Source organism: Azospirillum sp. 11R-A (genome assembly GCF_049472615.1).
Classification (GTDB): Bacteria; Pseudomonadota; Alphaproteobacteria; order Azospirillales; family Azospirillaceae; genus Azospirillum; species Azospirillum palustre.
Map to the genome: position 1 here is coordinate 549,724 of NZ_JBCEBL010000001.1, position 15,860 is coordinate 565,583.

Annotated in this window: 13 protein-coding genes; 4 read left to right on the forward strand and 9 right to left on the reverse strand. The window is 66.8% G+C overall.

The window, feature by feature from the left end; translation table 11 throughout:
- Nucleotides 1-37 precede the first annotated feature (37 nt).
- The 3 genes from VH569_RS02680 to VH569_RS02690 all read right to left on the reverse strand — a co-directional run bounded on the left by VH569_RS02680 (nt 38) and on the right by VH569_RS02690 (nt 3,337).
- A complete protein-coding gene (locus VH569_RS02680) occupies nt 38-328 on the reverse strand; it encodes an acylphosphatase (protein ID WP_423313813.1) in 291 nt (96 codons plus the stop codon).
- Entirely contained in the window at nt 325-2,070 is a 1,746-nt protein-coding gene (locus VH569_RS02685; protein WP_423313815.1) for a long-chain-fatty-acid--CoA ligase, read from the reverse strand. Before VH569_RS02685 ends, VH569_RS02680 begins: the two co-directional genes overlap by 4 nt.
- Nucleotides 2,071-2,245: 175 nt before the next feature.
- Nucleotides 2,246-3,337: a serine hydrolase domain-containing protein gene (locus tag VH569_RS02690; protein ID WP_423313817.1), complete on the reverse strand. Its 1,092-nt coding sequence runs from the start codon at nt 3,335-3,337 to the stop codon at nt 2,246-2,248.
- 187 nt (nt 3,338-3,524) lie between these two features.
- Here VH569_RS02690 and VH569_RS02695 point away from each other — a divergent pair, with 187 nt between their 5' ends.
- Nucleotides 3,525-4,391: a hypothetical protein gene (locus tag VH569_RS02695; protein ID WP_423313819.1), complete on the forward strand. Its 867-nt coding sequence runs from the start codon at nt 3,525-3,527 to the stop codon at nt 4,389-4,391.
- Nucleotides 4,392-4,421: 30 nt separating this feature from the next.
- Here the strand turns inward: VH569_RS02695 and VH569_RS02700 are convergent, their stop codons facing one another.
- The 5 genes from VH569_RS02700 to VH569_RS02720 all read right to left on the reverse strand — a co-directional run bounded on the left by VH569_RS02700 (nt 4,422) and on the right by VH569_RS02720 (nt 11,873).
- Complete coding sequence (locus tag VH569_RS02700) at nt 4,422-5,309, reverse strand: FkbM family methyltransferase (protein ID WP_423313821.1); 888 nt, start codon at nt 5,307-5,309, stop codon at nt 4,422-4,424.
- A gap of 128 nt (nt 5,310-5,437) precedes the next feature.
- A complete protein-coding gene (locus VH569_RS02705; RefSeq protein WP_423313823.1) occupies nt 5,438-6,991 on the reverse strand; it encodes a SpoVR family protein in 1,554 nt (517 codons plus the stop codon).
- Nucleotides 6,992-7,070: 79 nt separating this feature from the next.
- Nucleotides 7,071-8,363: a YeaH/YhbH family protein gene (locus VH569_RS02710; RefSeq protein WP_109051971.1), complete on the reverse strand. Its 1,293-nt coding sequence runs from the start codon at nt 8,361-8,363 to the stop codon at nt 7,071-7,073.
- A gap of 148 nt (nt 8,364-8,511) precedes the next feature.
- Nucleotides 8,512-10,458: a PrkA family serine protein kinase gene (locus VH569_RS02715; protein WP_423313825.1), complete on the reverse strand. Its 1,947-nt coding sequence runs from the start codon at nt 10,456-10,458 to the stop codon at nt 8,512-8,514.
- A gap of 956 nt (nt 10,459-11,414) precedes the next feature.
- Nucleotides 11,415-11,873 (reverse strand): response regulator, encoded by a 459-nt coding sequence (locus VH569_RS02720; protein ID WP_423313827.1) that lies wholly within the window; start codon nt 11,871-11,873, stop codon nt 11,415-11,417.
- A gap of 222 nt (nt 11,874-12,095) precedes the next feature.
- Here VH569_RS02720 and VH569_RS02725 point away from each other — a divergent pair, with 222 nt between their 5' ends.
- A complete protein-coding gene (locus tag VH569_RS02725; protein ID WP_423313829.1) occupies nt 12,096-12,962 on the forward strand; it encodes a DUF4743 domain-containing protein in 867 nt (288 codons plus the stop codon).
- A gap of 115 nt (nt 12,963-13,077) precedes the next feature.
- Here the strand turns inward: VH569_RS02725 and VH569_RS02730 are convergent, their stop codons facing one another.
- Nucleotides 13,078-13,617: a c-type cytochrome gene (locus VH569_RS02730; RefSeq protein ID WP_423313831.1), complete on the reverse strand. Its 540-nt coding sequence runs from the start codon at nt 13,615-13,617 to the stop codon at nt 13,078-13,080.
- Between the two features lie 389 nt (nt 13,618-14,006).
- Here VH569_RS02730 and VH569_RS02735 point away from each other — a divergent pair, with 389 nt between their 5' ends.
- Entirely contained in the window at nt 14,007-14,792 is a 786-nt protein-coding gene (locus VH569_RS02735; protein WP_423313833.1) for a 3-deoxy-manno-octulosonate cytidylyltransferase, read from the forward strand.
- Between the two features lie 83 nt (nt 14,793-14,875).
- Nucleotides 14,876-15,742, forward strand: coding sequence for a prephenate dehydratase (locus tag VH569_RS02740; protein WP_109051966.1), 867 nt, complete (start codon nt 14,876-14,878; stop codon nt 15,740-15,742).
- Nucleotides 15,743-15,860 lie beyond the last annotated feature (118 nt).

Below are 15,860 nucleotides of genomic sequence, written 5' to 3' on the forward strand. Positions count from 1 at the left end.
TGCCGCCGTCATGGTTAGCGGAAGGCTAACGCGGGGCTCACGCCGTCGGCCGCTGCTCGAATCCGGCCATGCCCGGATCCTGCTCCGGTTCGGACACCACGTCGCGGACGATTGCCGACGGCGGACCGCGGCGGCAGTCCTCCAGCATGCGGTCGACGGCGTCGGCGGGACCGGCGAACAGGGCCTCCACCGTGCCGTCGCTGCGGTTGCGCACCCAGCCGGTCAGGCCGAGCGCGCCGGCCCTGTCGACGGTCCAGCCGCGATACCACACCCCCTGCACCTTGCCCTGGATGCGGACACGCACCGCCTTCCGGTCGTCAGCGCTCATGCGGCGCCATCCTTTGCCACGTTGCGCCTGCCCTGCTCCTCGTCCAGCAGGGCCTTGCGCGACAGTTTTCCGATCATGGTCTTGGGCAGCTCCTGGCGGAATTCCACGACTTTCGGCATCTCGATGGGCGACAGCTTGTCCTTCAGGAAGGCGATCAGCGCCTCGGCGGTCAGGCTCTGGCCGTCGTCCAGCCGGACATAGGCCTTGACCGTCTGGCCGCGATACTCGTCCGGCACGCCGGCCACCACGCATTCGGCGACGGCGGGGTGCAGGTAGATCGCCTCCTCCACATTGCGGGGATAGACGTTGAAACCGCTGCACAGGATCATGTCCTTGATGCGGTCGACGATGGTGGTGTAGCCGTCCTCGTCCATGATCCCGACATCGCCGGTGTGCAGCCGTCCGTCGATCAACGTCTGTGCCGTTTCGGCCGGGCGGCGCCAATAGCCCTTCATCACCTGCGGCCCGCGGATGCAGACCTCGCCCTTCTCGCCGGGGGGCAGGACGCGGCGCGGCTCCTCCAGGCTGACGATCTCGATGATCGTGCCGGGCAGCGGCAGGCCGATGGAGCCCTTCTTATCGCTGTGCAGCACCGCCGGGTTCACCGTCGCGACGGGCGAGCATTCCGACAGTCCATAGCCTTCCACCAGCGTGCAGCCGGTGGTGCGCTCGAACGCCTCCTTCACCTCCAGCGGCAGCGGCGCCCCGCCCGACATGCAGAAGCGGATGGAAGACAGGTCGTAGTCCTTCAAGTGCTTGTGATGGTTGATCGCCGTGTAGATGGTCGGCACCGCCGGGAACAGGGTGATCCGCTCCTTCTGCAAGGTGCGCATCACCTGCTCCAGTTCGAAGCGCGGCAGCAGGATGATCTCCGCCCCCAGATGCAGGCCGAAATTCATCACCGCGGTCATGGCGAAGACATGGAACAGCGGCAGCACGCCCAGCATGCGCTCCTGCCCGTCTTCCGCGCCGCCCTCCCCCGGCTTGCGCTCCTTGGCCGCGTACCAGGTCGCGCACTGGATGGTGTTGGCGTAGAGGTTGGCGTGGGTCAGCATCGCGCCCTTCGGCACGCCGGTGGTGCCGCCGGTGTATTGCAGAACCGCCACGTCCTCGCGCGCATCGATGGCGACCGGGCTCGGCCGGCCGTCGTTGGCGATCAGCCTGGCAAAGGGGATGTGGCGGTCGTCGCGCGGGATCGCCGCGATCTCCGCCTTCTTGGCGATGGGGAACAGCCAGTTCTTCGGGAAGGGCAGGATATCGGCCATGCGGCAGATCACCAGCCGCTTCAGCCCGGTCTCGGCCAGCATCCGCGCCATCTTGTCATAGAGCAGCTTCAGGTCCAGCGTGACCATCAGGTCGATGTCGCTGTCGCCGATCTGGTGGACCAGTTCGCGTTCGGCATAGAGCGGGTTGAAGTTCACCACCGTGCCGCCGGCCTTCAGGATAGCGAAGAAGGCGACGACATAATAGGGCGTGTTGGGCAGGAACAGCCCGACCCGCGTCCCCTTCCCCACCCCGATGGCCTGGAAGCCGCGGGCGGCGCGGTCGACCAGCCGGCCCAACTCACGGTAGCTGGTGCGCTTGCCGAGGAAATTCAGGCAGGGCCTGTCGCCATGGCGGGCTACCGCCCCCTCCAGCAGTTCGGTCAGCGGCCGGACCGGGATCGGCATGCCCCAGTCCACCGTCGGCGGGTACGAGGCCAGCCATGGATAATCGGGCAGCTTGCGGACGGCATCTCCCATCGCGCGGTTCCTCCCCCATTGGTTCTTGCTCCCGGTTGCCGGTTTCGTCCGGCACCGTCTTCTCCCCCAAGCCTACGCCGGGAAGCGGGGAATTGTCCCCTGGAGAGGAGATGGGATCGCGATACCCCTGAACAAGCAGGCCATGAACAAGCGGAGGATGTGGTGCCGCGCTCCCTTATCGACTGCGCAGCCGGTGCAGCACCTCCACCGCCATCCATTCGGCGAGGTTGCCGTCCTCGCCATCCAGAAAGACGGCGACGGAGACCGGGACCGGCCCCGGCGCGTGGTAGGCCGCCGGCGTCACCCCCGGACCGCCGCCGGTGTGGCCCCAGTAAGGACCGGCCGCCGGATCAAGCTCCACCATCATCCCCAGCCCATAGGATGGCTCGACCCAGGGACGCCCGCCCATCGGCCCGCCGACCGGCAGCCCATCGCGCATCCGCCGCAGCAACAGGCCCGGCAGATACTCCTCGGTCAAACCATGAACGAAGCGGCAGGCGTCCGCCGCCGTCATCGCCACCACCCCATGCGATACCCAGCCGGGATGATAGGCCTCCGCCACCGCGGCCCCGCCGAAGGCCGGGCTCGGCCCGAAGAACAGCCCGTCGAGGTCGGCGCGGTCACGCAGCAGCGACGCACTGGCGAGGCCGAGCGGCGCGAAGACCTCGCGCCCCAGAACCTCGGCGAGCGAAGCGCCGCCCGCCCGCTCCAGCAGCCGGCCGATCAGCAGATAGCCGATGTTGGAATAGGCGAAGCTGCCGACCGGCGGCCCCTCCAGTCCGCAGCGGGCCAGGAACTCGTCGCCGCTCCAAGGCGCCGCACCCGCGGCGACGGCGGCGTGATAGTCGGCCTGTCCGCCATAATCGGGCAGTCCGGCACGATGGGTCAGGATTTGCGCCACGGTGACCGACCCCGGCCGCCCGGCCAGTTCCGGCAGCCAGCGCTCCGCCGGCCCATCCAGCTCGACCACGCCGCGGGCGACCAGCCGCAGCACGGCGGCGGCGAGAATGGTCTTGGTCAGGCTGTAGACCAGGGCGCGCCGGTCGGCCAAATCCTCGCCCGCCGCCCCGCTATGCGTCCCCTTCCACCGCAGCACCAGCGTCCGCACCGGTTCCGCATCGGCGCCCCGGCCGCGGGCGATGGCGACGAGCGCCGTGGAAGCCGGGGCCGGGCTTGCGCTGTCCTCCTCCAGCAGGCCGGCGAGCGCCACGGTCAGCACCGCCAATCCGGGATCCGCCCCGGCCGCCCCGTTCCTGTCCTTACCCATCGCCTGTCCGCTCCCCGCCGCCGTTTCCGTTTGTCATCACAGATAAGAAGGCCGTCGGCCGGCAAATGAAAATCCGGTCCGATCCTACTGGGGCGCCCCTCAACTGTCCCATTAACCATAGCCGGCCGCTGACGCACCCCACGAGTTGAGCTATCCTGATGCGATCGCCCGTGTGGAGGGCCGCGCCATGCCCGTGATGGACGCCGACCAGCGCCGTAAACTGGAAGATCAGCTGCTTCGCAAGGCGGAGGAGGCGGCCCGGATCCTGCGCCGGGAGGCGGAAACCGGCGATCCCGCCCATGTCGACTCGCTGGCGGAGGGGCTGGCCGGGCTGCTGAAGACCAAAGAATTCCCCAGCCTGCGCGCCGCCGAGTTCCGCGAGCTGTCCCGCGTCTACCAGCGCGGCGCCTACCAGCGCAGCGTCGATTCTCTGCTGGTCCAGGCCGAACGCTGCGGCCATCGCGGCGACGAAAAGGGGCGCAACGCGCTGCTGACCCAGGCCAAGGACCATTTCGCCAAGGCCCTGCGTTTCGGTGCCGACGACGAGTTCCGCCACGGCGTCGAACGGCGCGTGCAGGCGACGCTGATGACCAGCAAGGACGGGGTGGACGAGCGCACCAAGCAGGCGGCCAAACGCAAGCTCGACCAGCACGATGTCGGCGCCAAGCCGCCGAACGGGATCGAACGCCGCCGTGCCATCCGCTATGCCGATCCGGTCCTGGCGGTGGAGGCGGAGGGCCGGCGCTGCACCACGATCAACTGGTCGACCCGCGGCCTGCTGGTCGATCTGCCGCCGGAGGAGTTCGCCCATGCCGTCGGCGGCAAGCTGCGGCTGGACCTGCATTGCCCGGAAATTCCGGAGGCAGCCGGTCCGGAAACAAGCCGTCCGGACAAGGCCGGCCATCGGGTCGGCGGCCGGCAGATCGCCCATGTGGTGCGCCTCGACCCCGACCGCCGCGCGGTGGCCCTGTCCTTCCCCGACATCAGCACCGTGATGCTTGACCTGATGCACGCCATGAAGGAAGCCGGCATCAAGCCCGAACCGGAGCGCTGATGCGGCCGCCCTCAGGCCGGCACCGTGCCCTCAACCGCCGATGAAGCGTCCGTTGTGGCCGCGCACCAGCGGATGTTCGTCCGGATCGGCGACCGGCAGCAGGCCGTTGATCCGCGCGCCCGCTTCCGCCGGCAGGCAGAACAGGTTGATCCCCATGCCGAGCCCGTGGATCTCCGTCCCGTTGTCGACCAGCCCATAGCCGAAGATCGCTTCCGACCGGCCGGCGAAATTGGCGGGATTGTGGAAGGCCGGCAGATACCAGTAGCAGGCATAGCCCAGCTCGCCGAGCAGCCGGATCAGCGCGGCCGACCGGTCGGGACGGTCGTTCTCCACATACAGGACCGGCCGGTCGCGGGCGATCAGGCCGCGCGCGCCCTCCAGAACCTCGGCCTCCATGCCCTCGACGTCGATCTTGATCAGGCGGATGCGGCCCGCCCCCTCACGGCACAGCCCGTCCAGGCGATGCACCGGCACCGGCCGGTCGCCGGCCAGTTCGTCAAGGGACAGCGCGCCGAAATTGCCGTCCGTGTCCATCGCCACCGCGGCGAGATGCAGCATGCCGTCAGCAGCCCCGGCGGCGGCCAGCAAGCCATCGGCCCAGTCCAGCCCGTTCAGCGCCAGATTTCCGCAGAGCAGCCGGTGGTTGGCATCGACCGGCTCCAGCGCCAGCACCCGGCCGGCGGGGCCGACCAGCCGCGCCAGCGCCACCGTGTGGGCGCCGATGTTGGCGCCGACGTCGATCACCCGGTCGCCGGCCCGGACGCACTGGCGGAACAGTGCGACCTCCTGCTCGAAATATTCACCATAATAGCCAAGCGAACGCCCGACGACGCTGTCGGTCCGCCGGTACATCATCAGGCCGTGCCGTGCCTTCACCAGCCCGACCGGCCCCTCTCCACCCAGCAGATCGTCCGCCATCGCCCCCTCCCGCCGCTCCATCGGCCGGAACTGTAGCGGAGCCCGATGCAAAGGTCGCGTCCGCCGGAGCCATGACGGCCCCCCTCCCCGGCCCGTCCGTACGGCGGCCGGGGGGAGAGGGCAAGGCATCACACCACGCCGATTCCACTGGGCGCGGTGACGGCATGCTCCTTCAGGATCGCTTCGGAGATCGCCGACACCTCGATCAGCTGCACCTCGTAGCCCCACAAATTGGCGATGTGGCGCAGCACCGCCTTGGCGTCGCTCTCGTCCAGCAGCACGCCGTTGGTGACGCGGTGCTGCAGGATCAGCTTGCGGTCGCCGGCGAGATCGACGTCGACGATCTGGATGTCCGGCTCCAGATATCCCAGGTCGTACTGGCGGGCCAGCTTCTTGCGGATGTCGCGGTATCCGCGCTCGTTGTGGATGTGATCGACCAGCAGATAAGGGTCTTCGGCGTCGTCGCGCACGCTGAACAGCTTCAGCTTCCGCATCAGGTGCGGGCTGAGATATTGCAGGACGAAGCTCTCGTCGCGGAAGTTGGCCCAGGCCTCGCGCACCGCCGCCATGCCGTCGCCGCGGCCGGCAAGCTCGGGGAACCACTGGCGGTCCTCGTCGGTCGGCTTTTCGGCGATGCGGGCGATGTCCTGCATCATCGCGAAGCCCAGCGCGTAGGGGTTCAGGCCGGAGAAGCGCTTGTCGTCGAATTCCGGCTGGAACACGACGGACGTGTGCGAGTGCAGGAACTCCAGGAAGGCGCCTTCGCTGATCTGGCCGGTCTCATGCAGGCGGCTCATGATCTGGTAATGGACGTAGGTGGCGCAGCCCTCGTTCATCACCTTGGTCTGTTTCTGCGGATAGAAATACTGCGAGATGTGGCGGACGATGCGCAGAAGCTCGCGCTGCCAGTGCTCAAGCCGCGGCGCCTTCTTCTCCAGGAAATAGAGGATGTTCTCCTCCGGCAGGCCCAGCAGCTTCTTGCGCTCCGACACCGACTTGGCCGGGCGCGGGCCGGCGGTGGTCTTGGGCACCGTGCGCCACAGGTCGTTGAAGGTCTGGTCCTGATATTCCTGCCGCTCGCGCTCGCGCCGCTGCTCGGTCCGCAGGTCGGAACGCTTCTTCGGGTATTTGTGCACGCCCTGGCTCATCAGCGCATGGGCGGCATCGAGCACCCGCTCCACCGCGGCATGGCCGTAGCGTTCCTCGCAATGGGCGATGTAGGTCTTGGCGAATTCCAGATAGTCGAGGATGCCCTGGGCATCGGTCCATTGCTGGAACAGCTGGTTGTTCTTGAAGAAATGGTTATGGCCGAAGGCGGCGTGGGCGATGACCAGCGTCTGCATCGTCATGGTGTTTTCTTCCATGATGTAGCTGATGCAGGGGCTGGAGTTGATGACGATCTCGTAGGCGAGGCCGCGATAGCCCTTGCGGTACATCATCTCGTCGCGGGCGAAATGCTTGCCGAAGGACCAGTGCTTGTACATCAGCGGCATGCCGATGGACGAATAGGCGTCGAGCATCTGCTCGGCGGTGATGACCTCGATCTGGTTGGGATAGACGTCGAGGCCCATCTCCTTCAGCGCGATGTGCTCGATGGCGTCATAGACGCGCTTGATCTTGTCGTAATCCCACTCGACGCCGTCATACAGCAGCGCCTCGGGTCTGGTGATCACAGCGGTCATTCTCGATCTCCCCCTGCCGCCCTTCTGCCCCCTGTCGGGGATGAGGGCGGTGATTTCCCTTTATCCCCTCAGGCGTCCCTTACGCTCCCGCCTTCTCGCGGGCGAACAGCTCGCGGAAGACCGGGAAGATCTCCCGGCGGGAGCGGACGCGGCGCATCGCCAGCGGGCGTTCCGGGCTTTGCACCTGCTTGTAGGTGCGCCACAGCTCGGTTTCGCGGCCCAGCGCCGACAGGCCCATATTGTGTTCCGCCGCCACCTCGATGTAGGCGAAATACTGGCACATCGGCAGGACGACATCGCGCAGCAGGGTCGCCGACTTGGCATTGTCCGACGACATGTTGTCGCCGTCCGACGCCTGGGCGGCGTAGATGTTCCATTCATTGTGCGGGTAGCGCTCCTGCACCACCTTCTGCATCTCCTCCAGCGCCGTCGACACCACGGTGCCGCCGGTCTCGGTGGAATAGAAGAAGGTTTCCTCGTCCACCTCCTTGGCCTCGTGGGTGTGGCGGATGAAGACGATGTCGACCGAGCGGTAGCGCCGCCGCAGGAACAGGTACAGCAGCATGAAGAAGCGCTTGGCCAGATCCTTCATGTGCTCGGTCATCGAGCCGGACACATCCATCAGGCAGAACATCACCGCCTGGGCGATCGGCTTCGGCACCGATTCGAACCGGTTGTAGCGAACGTCGATCGGGTCGATGAAGGGAATCCGGCGGGAACGCAGGACGATGTGTTCCAGCTGTTCGCGCAGCGCCTGAATCTGCGTCGCGTCCTCGCCGGACTCCTCGGCCTCGCGCAGCATCTCCTCCAGCTCGCGGATCTCGTCGCGCTTCGGGCGTTTCAGCGCGATGCGGCGCGACAGGCTGTTCCGCATGGTGCGGACCAGGTTCAGGTTGGCGGGCGACCCCGACACCGAATAGCCGGCCCGCGTCAGCGTGTGCGATTCCGACTGCTTGACCTTCTGCTTCACCAGATCGGGAAGCTCCAGATCCTCCAGGAAGATGTCGAGGAACTCGTCGCGCGACAGGACGAAGCGGAACTCGTCCTCGCCCTCGCCGTCGGCGCTGCCCTCGCTGCCGCGGCCGCCACCGCCGCCGTCCGGGCGCTGGATAGTGTCGCCTTCCACATATTCCTTGTTGCCGGGCACGACATAGTCGCGCACCCCGCCCTGGCTGGCGCGGTGGAAGGACGGTTCGCGCACGCCGCCGGCGGCGATCGTCACCTTCTCGCCGTTCTCGATATCCTGGATGCCCCGTTTTCCCGAGGCGTCGCGGACCGCCTTGACCACCTGTTCCTTGGCACGGCGCAGGAAGCGCTGGCGGTTGGCCAGGCTCTTGCCCTGCGGGTTCAGGCGACGGTCGATGATGTTCATCAAGGGGCTGGCCCTCCCACCCGTTTCGTCACGCGGCCTTAGGATTCTGACAGCTTTCTATGACAGTGGGGTTGCCGCGGGGCGTTGCAACACCCCGCCCCGCGGCAATTAAGCGTCCCCTCGGTCCACCTGTCCCAACCCGCCGGCCTCAGCCCGCCTGCTTCACCCGCATGTACCACTCGACCAGCCGGCGGACCTGCCGCTCGGTGTAGCCGCGGGTCATCATGCGCGAGACGAACTCGGTGTGCTTCTTCTCGGTGTCGCCGTCCTTCTTCGAGCCGAAGCTGATGACCGGCAGCAGATCCTCGACCTGGCTGAACATCCGCTTCTCGATCACCTCGCGGATCTTCTCGTAAGAGGTCCAGGACGGGTTGCGGCCGGAATTGGCCGCCCGAGCCCTCAGCGCGAACTTCACCACCTCGTTGCGGAAGTCCTTCGGGTTGGCGATACCCGCCGGCTTCTCGATCTTGGTCAGCTCCTGGTTCAGCAGCTCGCGGTTCATCAGCTGGCCGGTGTCGGGATCCTTGAAGTCCTGATCCTCGATCCAGGCGTCGGCATAATCGACATAGCGGTCGAACAGGTTCTGGCCGTAGTCGGAGTAGGATTCCAGATAGGCCTTCTGGATCTCGTTGCCGATGAACTCGGCGTAGCGCGGGGCGAGCTCGGCCTTGATGAACTCGACGTATTTCTTCTCCGTCTCCTCCGGGAACTGTTCGCGGCGGATCGCCTGCTCCAGCACATACATCAGATGCACCGGGTCGGCCGAAATCTCGGTCGAGTCGTAGTTGAAGGTCGAGGCGAGCACCTTGAAGGCGAAGCGGGTGGAGATGCCGCCCATGCCCTCGTCGACGCCGCCCTGGTCCTTGTACTCCTGCATCGACTTGGCCTTGGGATCGGTCTCCTTGACGCTTTCGCCGTCATAGACCCGCATCTTGCTGTAGACGCTGCTGTTCGGATGCTCGCGCAGGCGCGACAGCACCGAGAAGCGCGCCAGCATCTCCAGCGTCGCCGGCGCGCAGGGCGCGGTCGACAGGTCGGAGCCGTTGACCAGCTTCTCGTAGATCTTCTGCTCCTCCGCCACCCGCAGGCAGTAGGGGACCTTGATCACGCAGATGCGGTCGATGAAGGCTTCGTTGTTCTTGTTGTTCTTGAAGGTCTGCCACTCCGCCTCGTTGGAGTGGGCCAGGATCACGCCCTGGAAGGGAATGGCGCCGATATTCTCCGAGCCGACATAGTTGCCCTCCTGCGTCGCGGTCAACAGCGGGTGCAGCATCTTGATCGGCGCCTTGAACATCTCGACGAATTCGAGCATGCCCTGGGTCGCCCGGTTCAGGCCGCCGGAGAAGCTGTAGGCGTCGGGATCGTTCTGGCTGTAGATCTCCAGCTTGCGGATGTCGACCTTGCCGACCAGCGACGAGATGTCCTGGTTGTTCTCGTCGCCCGGCTCGGTCTTGGTGACGCCGATCTGGCGCAGCTTGCTGGGGTGGAGCTTCACCACCTTGAAGCGGTTGATGTCGCCGCCGAACTCGTCGAGGCGCTTGACCGCCCACGGGCTCATCAGCCCGGTCAGGCGGCGCTTGGGGATGCCGAAGCGTTCCTCAAGCTCGTCGCCGATCTCGTCCGGGTTGAACAGGCCGAGCGGGCTTTCGAAGGCCGGGCTGATCTCCTTGCCGGCCTTCAGCACATAGATCGGGCATTTCTCCACCAGCGACTTCAGCCGTTCCGCCAGCGACGACTTGCCGCCACCGACCGGGCCCAGCAGGTAGAGGATCTGCTTGCGCTCCTCCAGCCCCTGCGCTGCGTGCCGGAAGAAGCCGACGATCCGTTCGATCGTCTCTTCCATGCCGTAGAACTCGGAGAAGGCGGGATAGACCTTGATGGTCCGGTTCATGAAGATGCGGCCCAGGCGCGGGTCGCGGGCCGTGTCGACCACCTCCGGTTCGCCGATGGCGGCCAGGATGCGTTCGGAGGCCGAGGCGTAGGACATCGGGTCGTCGCGGCACAGCTGGAGATAGTCCATCAGGGACATCTCGGTCTCGCGGCGGGTCTCGTAATTCTGCGTGTAGCGCGTGAACAGTTCGTCGGCCGGGAACATTCGTCGCTCCGTCTTATCTGGTCCGATGCGCCGGGGGACCGCCGGTGGCTGCGGCGGCAGGGCGCGGCGCATGCCGCGATCCAAGGGGCACTCCAGGGAAGACGCGGACCGCGCAGGGTCCGCAGCCTCCCCGCTCAGCGATAGAAGCCAGCGGTCTGGTGTAAGGAACGGTCCTGTGAAGGCCGGGAGAGGTCCGTCTCGCGACGCGGCGACCCCCGAACGAGTCATTTTTGAATGTAATGCTCCACCTGGAGCTTTCCAGGCACTCAGGCTCCATAGCCGGAAAGCCCGCGGTGAAGCTGGCCCTGGCCATAGGACCTAGGTCGCGCGGCCAGTGTGGGTGCGTCGAGCGCACCTGCTCAACCCATGCGGGTATCTGCCGCGCATGCGTCGGAAGGTTCGGCGAAAGACGTGTGACGGTGTCGGGAGAAGACGGCGTGGAACCGGCGGCAATCGTCGTTGCCCGTCCGATCGGGAAGAACTGCCCAGTGCGATGCGACCCAAGCGGGTTCCATCGGGCGCTCCTTGTCACGCCATCGGCCTCCTCAAGCAGACGCGCCGCCTCGACCAAGCACGGCGCAGGGATTTACCGTCGATGCTGAACTCCAAACCTTAACAATATCCGGTCAGGGGCCTTGCGGTCTGCCGCAGTGTCGGTCACGGCCTCGCAACACCTCCCCCAACACTTCTTTGAGGTCATGTTGCGTCCCAATCGTCCTCATCAACAAGGCGGAAATTGGGTGAGGATGCGGCACCAACACGGCACGGTGGAGGGTTACCGCTGGATTACCGAATTGTTTCAATGACTTGGCACGCTTGCCACGGGGTGGGAAATTTTAAGGGCGGGCCTGCGCCCCCCCGCTTGCCGCCAGTGGCGGCAGCAATCTCCGGCGGTAAACCGGACTTTCGGACAATGCCGACAGCCGTCCCGCTGGACGGCCCCTCAGCATGGCCCCTCAGGCCGGCTGCCAGGCCTTCACCCCGATGCTCAGCGCCTCGCGCAGGCTCGCAGGGGTGACAGGCTTGGCCAGCACCGCGTGGGCGCCGCTGTCGCGCGCCTGGGCTTTGCGGTCGTCATCGACGCGGCCGCTCATGAACACGACCGGCAGGCTGCTGTGGCGCGACTCGCCGCTGGTGCGCAGCGCCCGGACGAAACCGAATCCGTCCATCGGCTGCATCTCCACATCGCACAGCACCAGATCGGGCGCATGGGCGGCGACCACGGCCAGTCCCGACTCGCCGTCGGCGGCCTGATGGACCGCCTTGACGCCCAGCGTGCCCAGCATCTTCGCCAGCACCATGCGGGTGAAGGATTCGTCTTCGACCACCAGGACCGACAGGGCGCCGAACGGCGTCCCCGTTTCGCCTGACGTCTTGCCTGCCGCAGCGCCCTCAACCGACCGGTCAGTCACCACGCCCGCCCTTTCGCTTGAGCGACCGGCCGGCGGAATGCTGCCGACGGTCATTTCGTGACCCGACCTGTGTACGATGGCAACCAGGGACGCGCAAGATGTCCAAAAATACGAGGGTGCCCACTGCCCTGACCCACCGCCCCGGCCCATGCTCTGGCCTATGCTCTGGCCCATGCTATGGATGAGCGGTTGCACCGGTCCGCCCGCCCCGCTTAGATGGACGGCATGAGCTTCCTCGATCACATCCGCGCGTGCAACGCGCACGACCTGTCCGGCTTCCGCCCGTTCGAGCTGGACGGCCACACCGTGGGCTGGGTGCGCCATGCCCTGGCCGAGGCGCTGCCCGAGGTCGATCCCGGCTTCGTCGTCACCGCCGACCGGCTGACCGTCGCGCCCGAGATCCGGGATTTCGAGGCGCGCTCCACCCTGCTCGACCATGCCGCCGCCTATCTGGTGGAACAGGGAACGGTCAAGGCGCTGCGCGGCGAATATTACCCGGTCCTGCCGCGCTGGGGGGCGGAGCCGCTGGCCCGGTTGGACCGCGCCGCCGTCGGCGCCTTCGGGATCGAGGCCTATGGCCTGCACATCAACGGCTTCGTCCGCGACGAATCCGCCGGCAATGGGGCCGGCGGCCTTCTGCTGTGGGTCGGCCGGCGCGCCAGCGACCGCGAGGTGGCACCAGGCCAGCTCGACAACCTGATCGCCGGCGGCCAGCCCATCGGCCTGACCCTGGCCGAGAATCTGGAGAAGGAGGCGGCGGAAGAGGCCGGGCTGGACGCCGGGACCGCGCGGCGCGCCGTGCCGGTCGGCGCCATCAGCTACACCATGGAAACGCCGGCCGGGCTGAAGCGCGACCGCCTGTTCGTCTACGATCTGGAGCTTCCGCCCGGCCTCACCCCCGTCAACACCGACGGCGAGGTGGAGAGCTTCGACCTCTGGCCGCTGGACAAGGTGGCGGAGTCGGTGCGCAACACCGGCGACTGGAAATTCAACGTGACCCTTGTGGTGGCCGATTTCCTGATCCGCCACGGCTGGCTGACGCCAGAAAACGACCCCGATTATCTGGAGATCGCCCGCAGCCTGCGGCGGTAGGCCCGGCCTCCGGTCAGGCGCTGCTCCGGACAAACAAAAGGCCCCGCCCTCTTGCGAGAGCGGGGCCTTTTTCTTCCGGCCGCGGCGGCGCCCGGTACTTTGGTACTGGAGGTAGTTACTGGGGCAGCGGCTGCGGGCTGTCGGCCAGCGAGCGCAGGTAGGCGACGACAGCCGCGCGGTCCTCATCCTTCTTGAGGCCGGCGAAGGTCATCTTGGTGCCCGGGGCGTAGCCCTTCGGATCGTAGAGGAACTTGTTCAGCTCGTCATAGGTCCAGGTACCACCGGTCTTGACCAGCGCGTCGGAGTAACCGAAGCCCTGCATGTGGCCCTTCGGACCGCCGACGACGCCGAACAGGTTCGGGCCGACCTTGGCGGCGCCGCCCTTGTCGAAGCTGTGGCAGGCGGCGCAGGCCTTGGCGACCTTCTGGCCGGCCTCCGGGCTGGCGGCGGCGAGCAGCGGCGCGATCGGCGCCGGACCGGTGGGAGCGGCACCCTTGTCGGCGGGCGCGCTGGCCCCCTCGGGCGTCGCGACGACATAGACGCTCTTTTCGAGCGGCTTCGAATGAACCAGCACCTTGGACGCGAATCCGGCCAGCATCGCGATCAGCCCGGCCAGCAGCACGGCGCCGAAAACCTTGTTCCACTCCATGCTCATTGATGAGCCCCTTGTTCCCTAATTTCAGTACACTCGGCGTTTCTCCCGCCCGCGGCTGAACGCGCCGCGGCTACCATAGCCCGCGGTCCGAAGCTTGTCATAGCCCGGCGGACCGCGAAAAAAGGTCGCATACAAATTTGTCGCAGTCACCAACCACTTAATTTGCTTGCGCATTACGCTGCATCGCAAAACAGCGGAAAGGCAGGCTCTGCGGCTCCATAGCAGCTCCCAGACCGTCCCCCATGCCATCGCTCGACGCCGCCCCTTGACGCCGCCCCGGCGTCCGTGGTTCACCCGCGCCAGACAATCGTCACGAATCCAAGCGCCACGAATCTCCAGGCGTTCCGATTCCCTGACCCACCGGACCTTCCCACCGGAGTTTCCGCGCCATGCCGACCGCCGCCCCCGCCAGCAACTCCGTCGCCCGTCCGGCCAACCCGGTCGTGGTGATCCCGGCACGCATGGCCTCCGTCAGGTTGCCCGGCAAGCCGCTGGCCGACATCCTCGGCGCGCCGATGATCGTCCATGTGCTGCGCCGCGCCATGGAGGCGGAGATCGGCCCGGTTGTGGTCGCCTGCGCAGAGCCGGAGATCGCCCGCGCGGTCGAGGCCGCCGGCGGCACCGCGGTGCTGACGCGCCCCGACCATCCCTCGGGCTCCGACCGTATCTTCGAGGCGCTGCAGCTGATCGACCCGGAAGGGCGGCACGATGCGGTGGTGAATGTGCAGGGCGACCTGCCGACCATCGAGCCGGAGAGCGTGCGCGCCGCCTTCGCCCCGCTGGCCGACCCGGAGGTCGACATCGCCACCCTGGTCGCCGAGATCACGCGGGAGGAGGAGCGGACCAACCCCAACGTGGTGAAGGCGGTGCTGGAGCTGCCGGCCGGAGCCCGCCAGGGCCGCGCGCTCTATTTCACCCGCGCCACCGCACCGACCGGCGACGGCCCGCTCTATCACCACATCGGCCTCTATGCCTACCGCCGGGCGGCGCTGGAGCGATTCGTGTCGCTGCCGCCGTCGGTGCTGGAGCAGCGCGAGCGGCTGGAGCAGCTGCGCGCCCTGTCGAACGGCATGCGCATCGACGCGGCGGTCGTTGACGCGGTTCCGCTGGGTGTCGATACTCCCGCCGATCTGGAGCGCGCCTGCGCCCTCCTCTCCAGCCGTCAGGCCGGCTGAAACTCGCCGACATCCGGCCGCAAGGCTGGCCTGCACCTGATATATCGGTCTCATATTTAAGATCCGCCGGGGGAATTCCGCTCATGGGCACGTCCAACATCATCGCCTTCCAGGGCTTCCCCGGCGCCTATTCCGATCTGGCCTGTCGCAACGCGCGGCCGACCATGACGACGATGCCCTGCGCCACCTTCGAGGACGCCTTCTCCGCTGTGCGCGACGGACGGGCGTCGCTGGCGATGATCCCGGTGGAGAACTCCATCGCCGGTCGTGTCGCCGACAACCACTATCTGCTGCCCGAAGGCGGCCTCCACATCATCGGCGAGCATTTCCAACGGGTGAACCACCAGCTGCTGGCGCCGAAGGGGGCCACGCTGGACAGCATCCAGACCGTGCGCAGCCACATCCAGGCGCTGTCGCAGTGCCAGACCGCCATCCGCGGCCTGGGCCTGCAGGCGATCAACCATGCCGACACGGCCGGCGCCGCGAAGGAGATCGCGGCGATGAACGACCCGCGCCATGCCGCCATCGCCTCCTCTCTCGCCGCCGAGATCTACGGCCTCGACATCCTGAAGAGCGGGATCGAGGACGCCACCCACAACACCACCCGCTTCCTGATCCTGGCGCGCGAGCCGAAGCTGCCGGCGCAGGGCTCCTGCAAGACGATCACCACCTTCGTCTTCCGTGTGCGCAGCGTGCCGGCCGCGCTCTACAAGGCGCTGGGCGGCTTCGCCACCAACGGCATCAACATGACCAAGCTGGAAAGCTACATGGTCGGCGGCCATTTCACCCAGACCCAGTTCTACGCCGATGTCGAGGGCCATCCCGACGAACGCCCGCTGCGCCTCGCCCTGGAGGAGTTGGACTTCTTCGCCCGCGAGGTGAAGATCCTGGGCGTCTATCCGGCCAACCCCTTCCGCTATCAGGAAAGCCAGCGCGTCGGCGAGGACTGAGTCCTTGAGCAAACGGGATGACGATGTCGGAGCGCTGAATTCCGACATGAACCTGATGAAGTGGATGCTCGGCTTCGTCCTTGCCTTTCAGATCGGCATCTTCGTGAAGCTGTTCATC

Bases quoted from the DNA above. Each gene is read 5' to 3' on its own strand.
- VH569_RS02680 (WP_423313813.1), bottom strand. From the start codon at position 328: ATGAGCGCTGACGACCGGAAGGCGGTGCGTGTCCGCATCCAGGGCAAG.
- VH569_RS02685 (WP_423313815.1), bottom strand. From the start codon at position 2,070: ATGGGAGATGCCGTCCGCAAGCTGCCCGATTATCCATGGCTGGCCTCG.
- VH569_RS02690 (WP_423313817.1), bottom strand. From the start codon at position 3,337: ATGGGTAAGGACAGGAACGGGGCGGCCGGGGCGGATCCCGGATTGGCG.
- VH569_RS02695 (WP_423313819.1), top strand. From the start codon at position 3,525: ATGCCCGTGATGGACGCCGACCAGCGCCGTAAACTGGAAGATCAGCTG.
- VH569_RS02700 (WP_423313821.1), bottom strand. From the start codon at position 5,309: ATGGCGGACGATCTGCTGGGTGGAGAGGGGCCGGTCGGGCTGGTGAAG.
- VH569_RS02705 (WP_423313823.1), bottom strand. From the start codon at position 6,991: ATGACCGCTGTGATCACCAGACCCGAGGCGCTGCTGTATGACGGCGTC.
- VH569_RS02710 (WP_109051971.1), bottom strand. From the start codon at position 8,363: ATGAACATCATCGACCGTCGCCTGAACCCGCAGGGCAAGAGCCTGGCC.
- VH569_RS02715 (WP_423313825.1), bottom strand. From the start codon at position 10,458: ATGTTCCCGGCCGACGAACTGTTCACGCGCTACACGCAGAATTACGAG.
- VH569_RS02725 (WP_423313829.1), top strand. From the start codon at position 12,096: ATGAGCTTCCTCGATCACATCCGCGCGTGCAACGCGCACGACCTGTCC.
- VH569_RS02730 (WP_423313831.1), bottom strand. From the start codon at position 13,617: ATGAGCATGGAGTGGAACAAGGTTTTCGGCGCCGTGCTGCTGGCCGGG.
- VH569_RS02735 (WP_423313833.1), top strand. From the start codon at position 14,007: ATGCCGACCGCCGCCCCCGCCAGCAACTCCGTCGCCCGTCCGGCCAAC.
- VH569_RS02740 (WP_109051966.1), top strand. From the start codon at position 14,876: ATGGGCACGTCCAACATCATCGCCTTCCAGGGCTTCCCCGGCGCCTAT.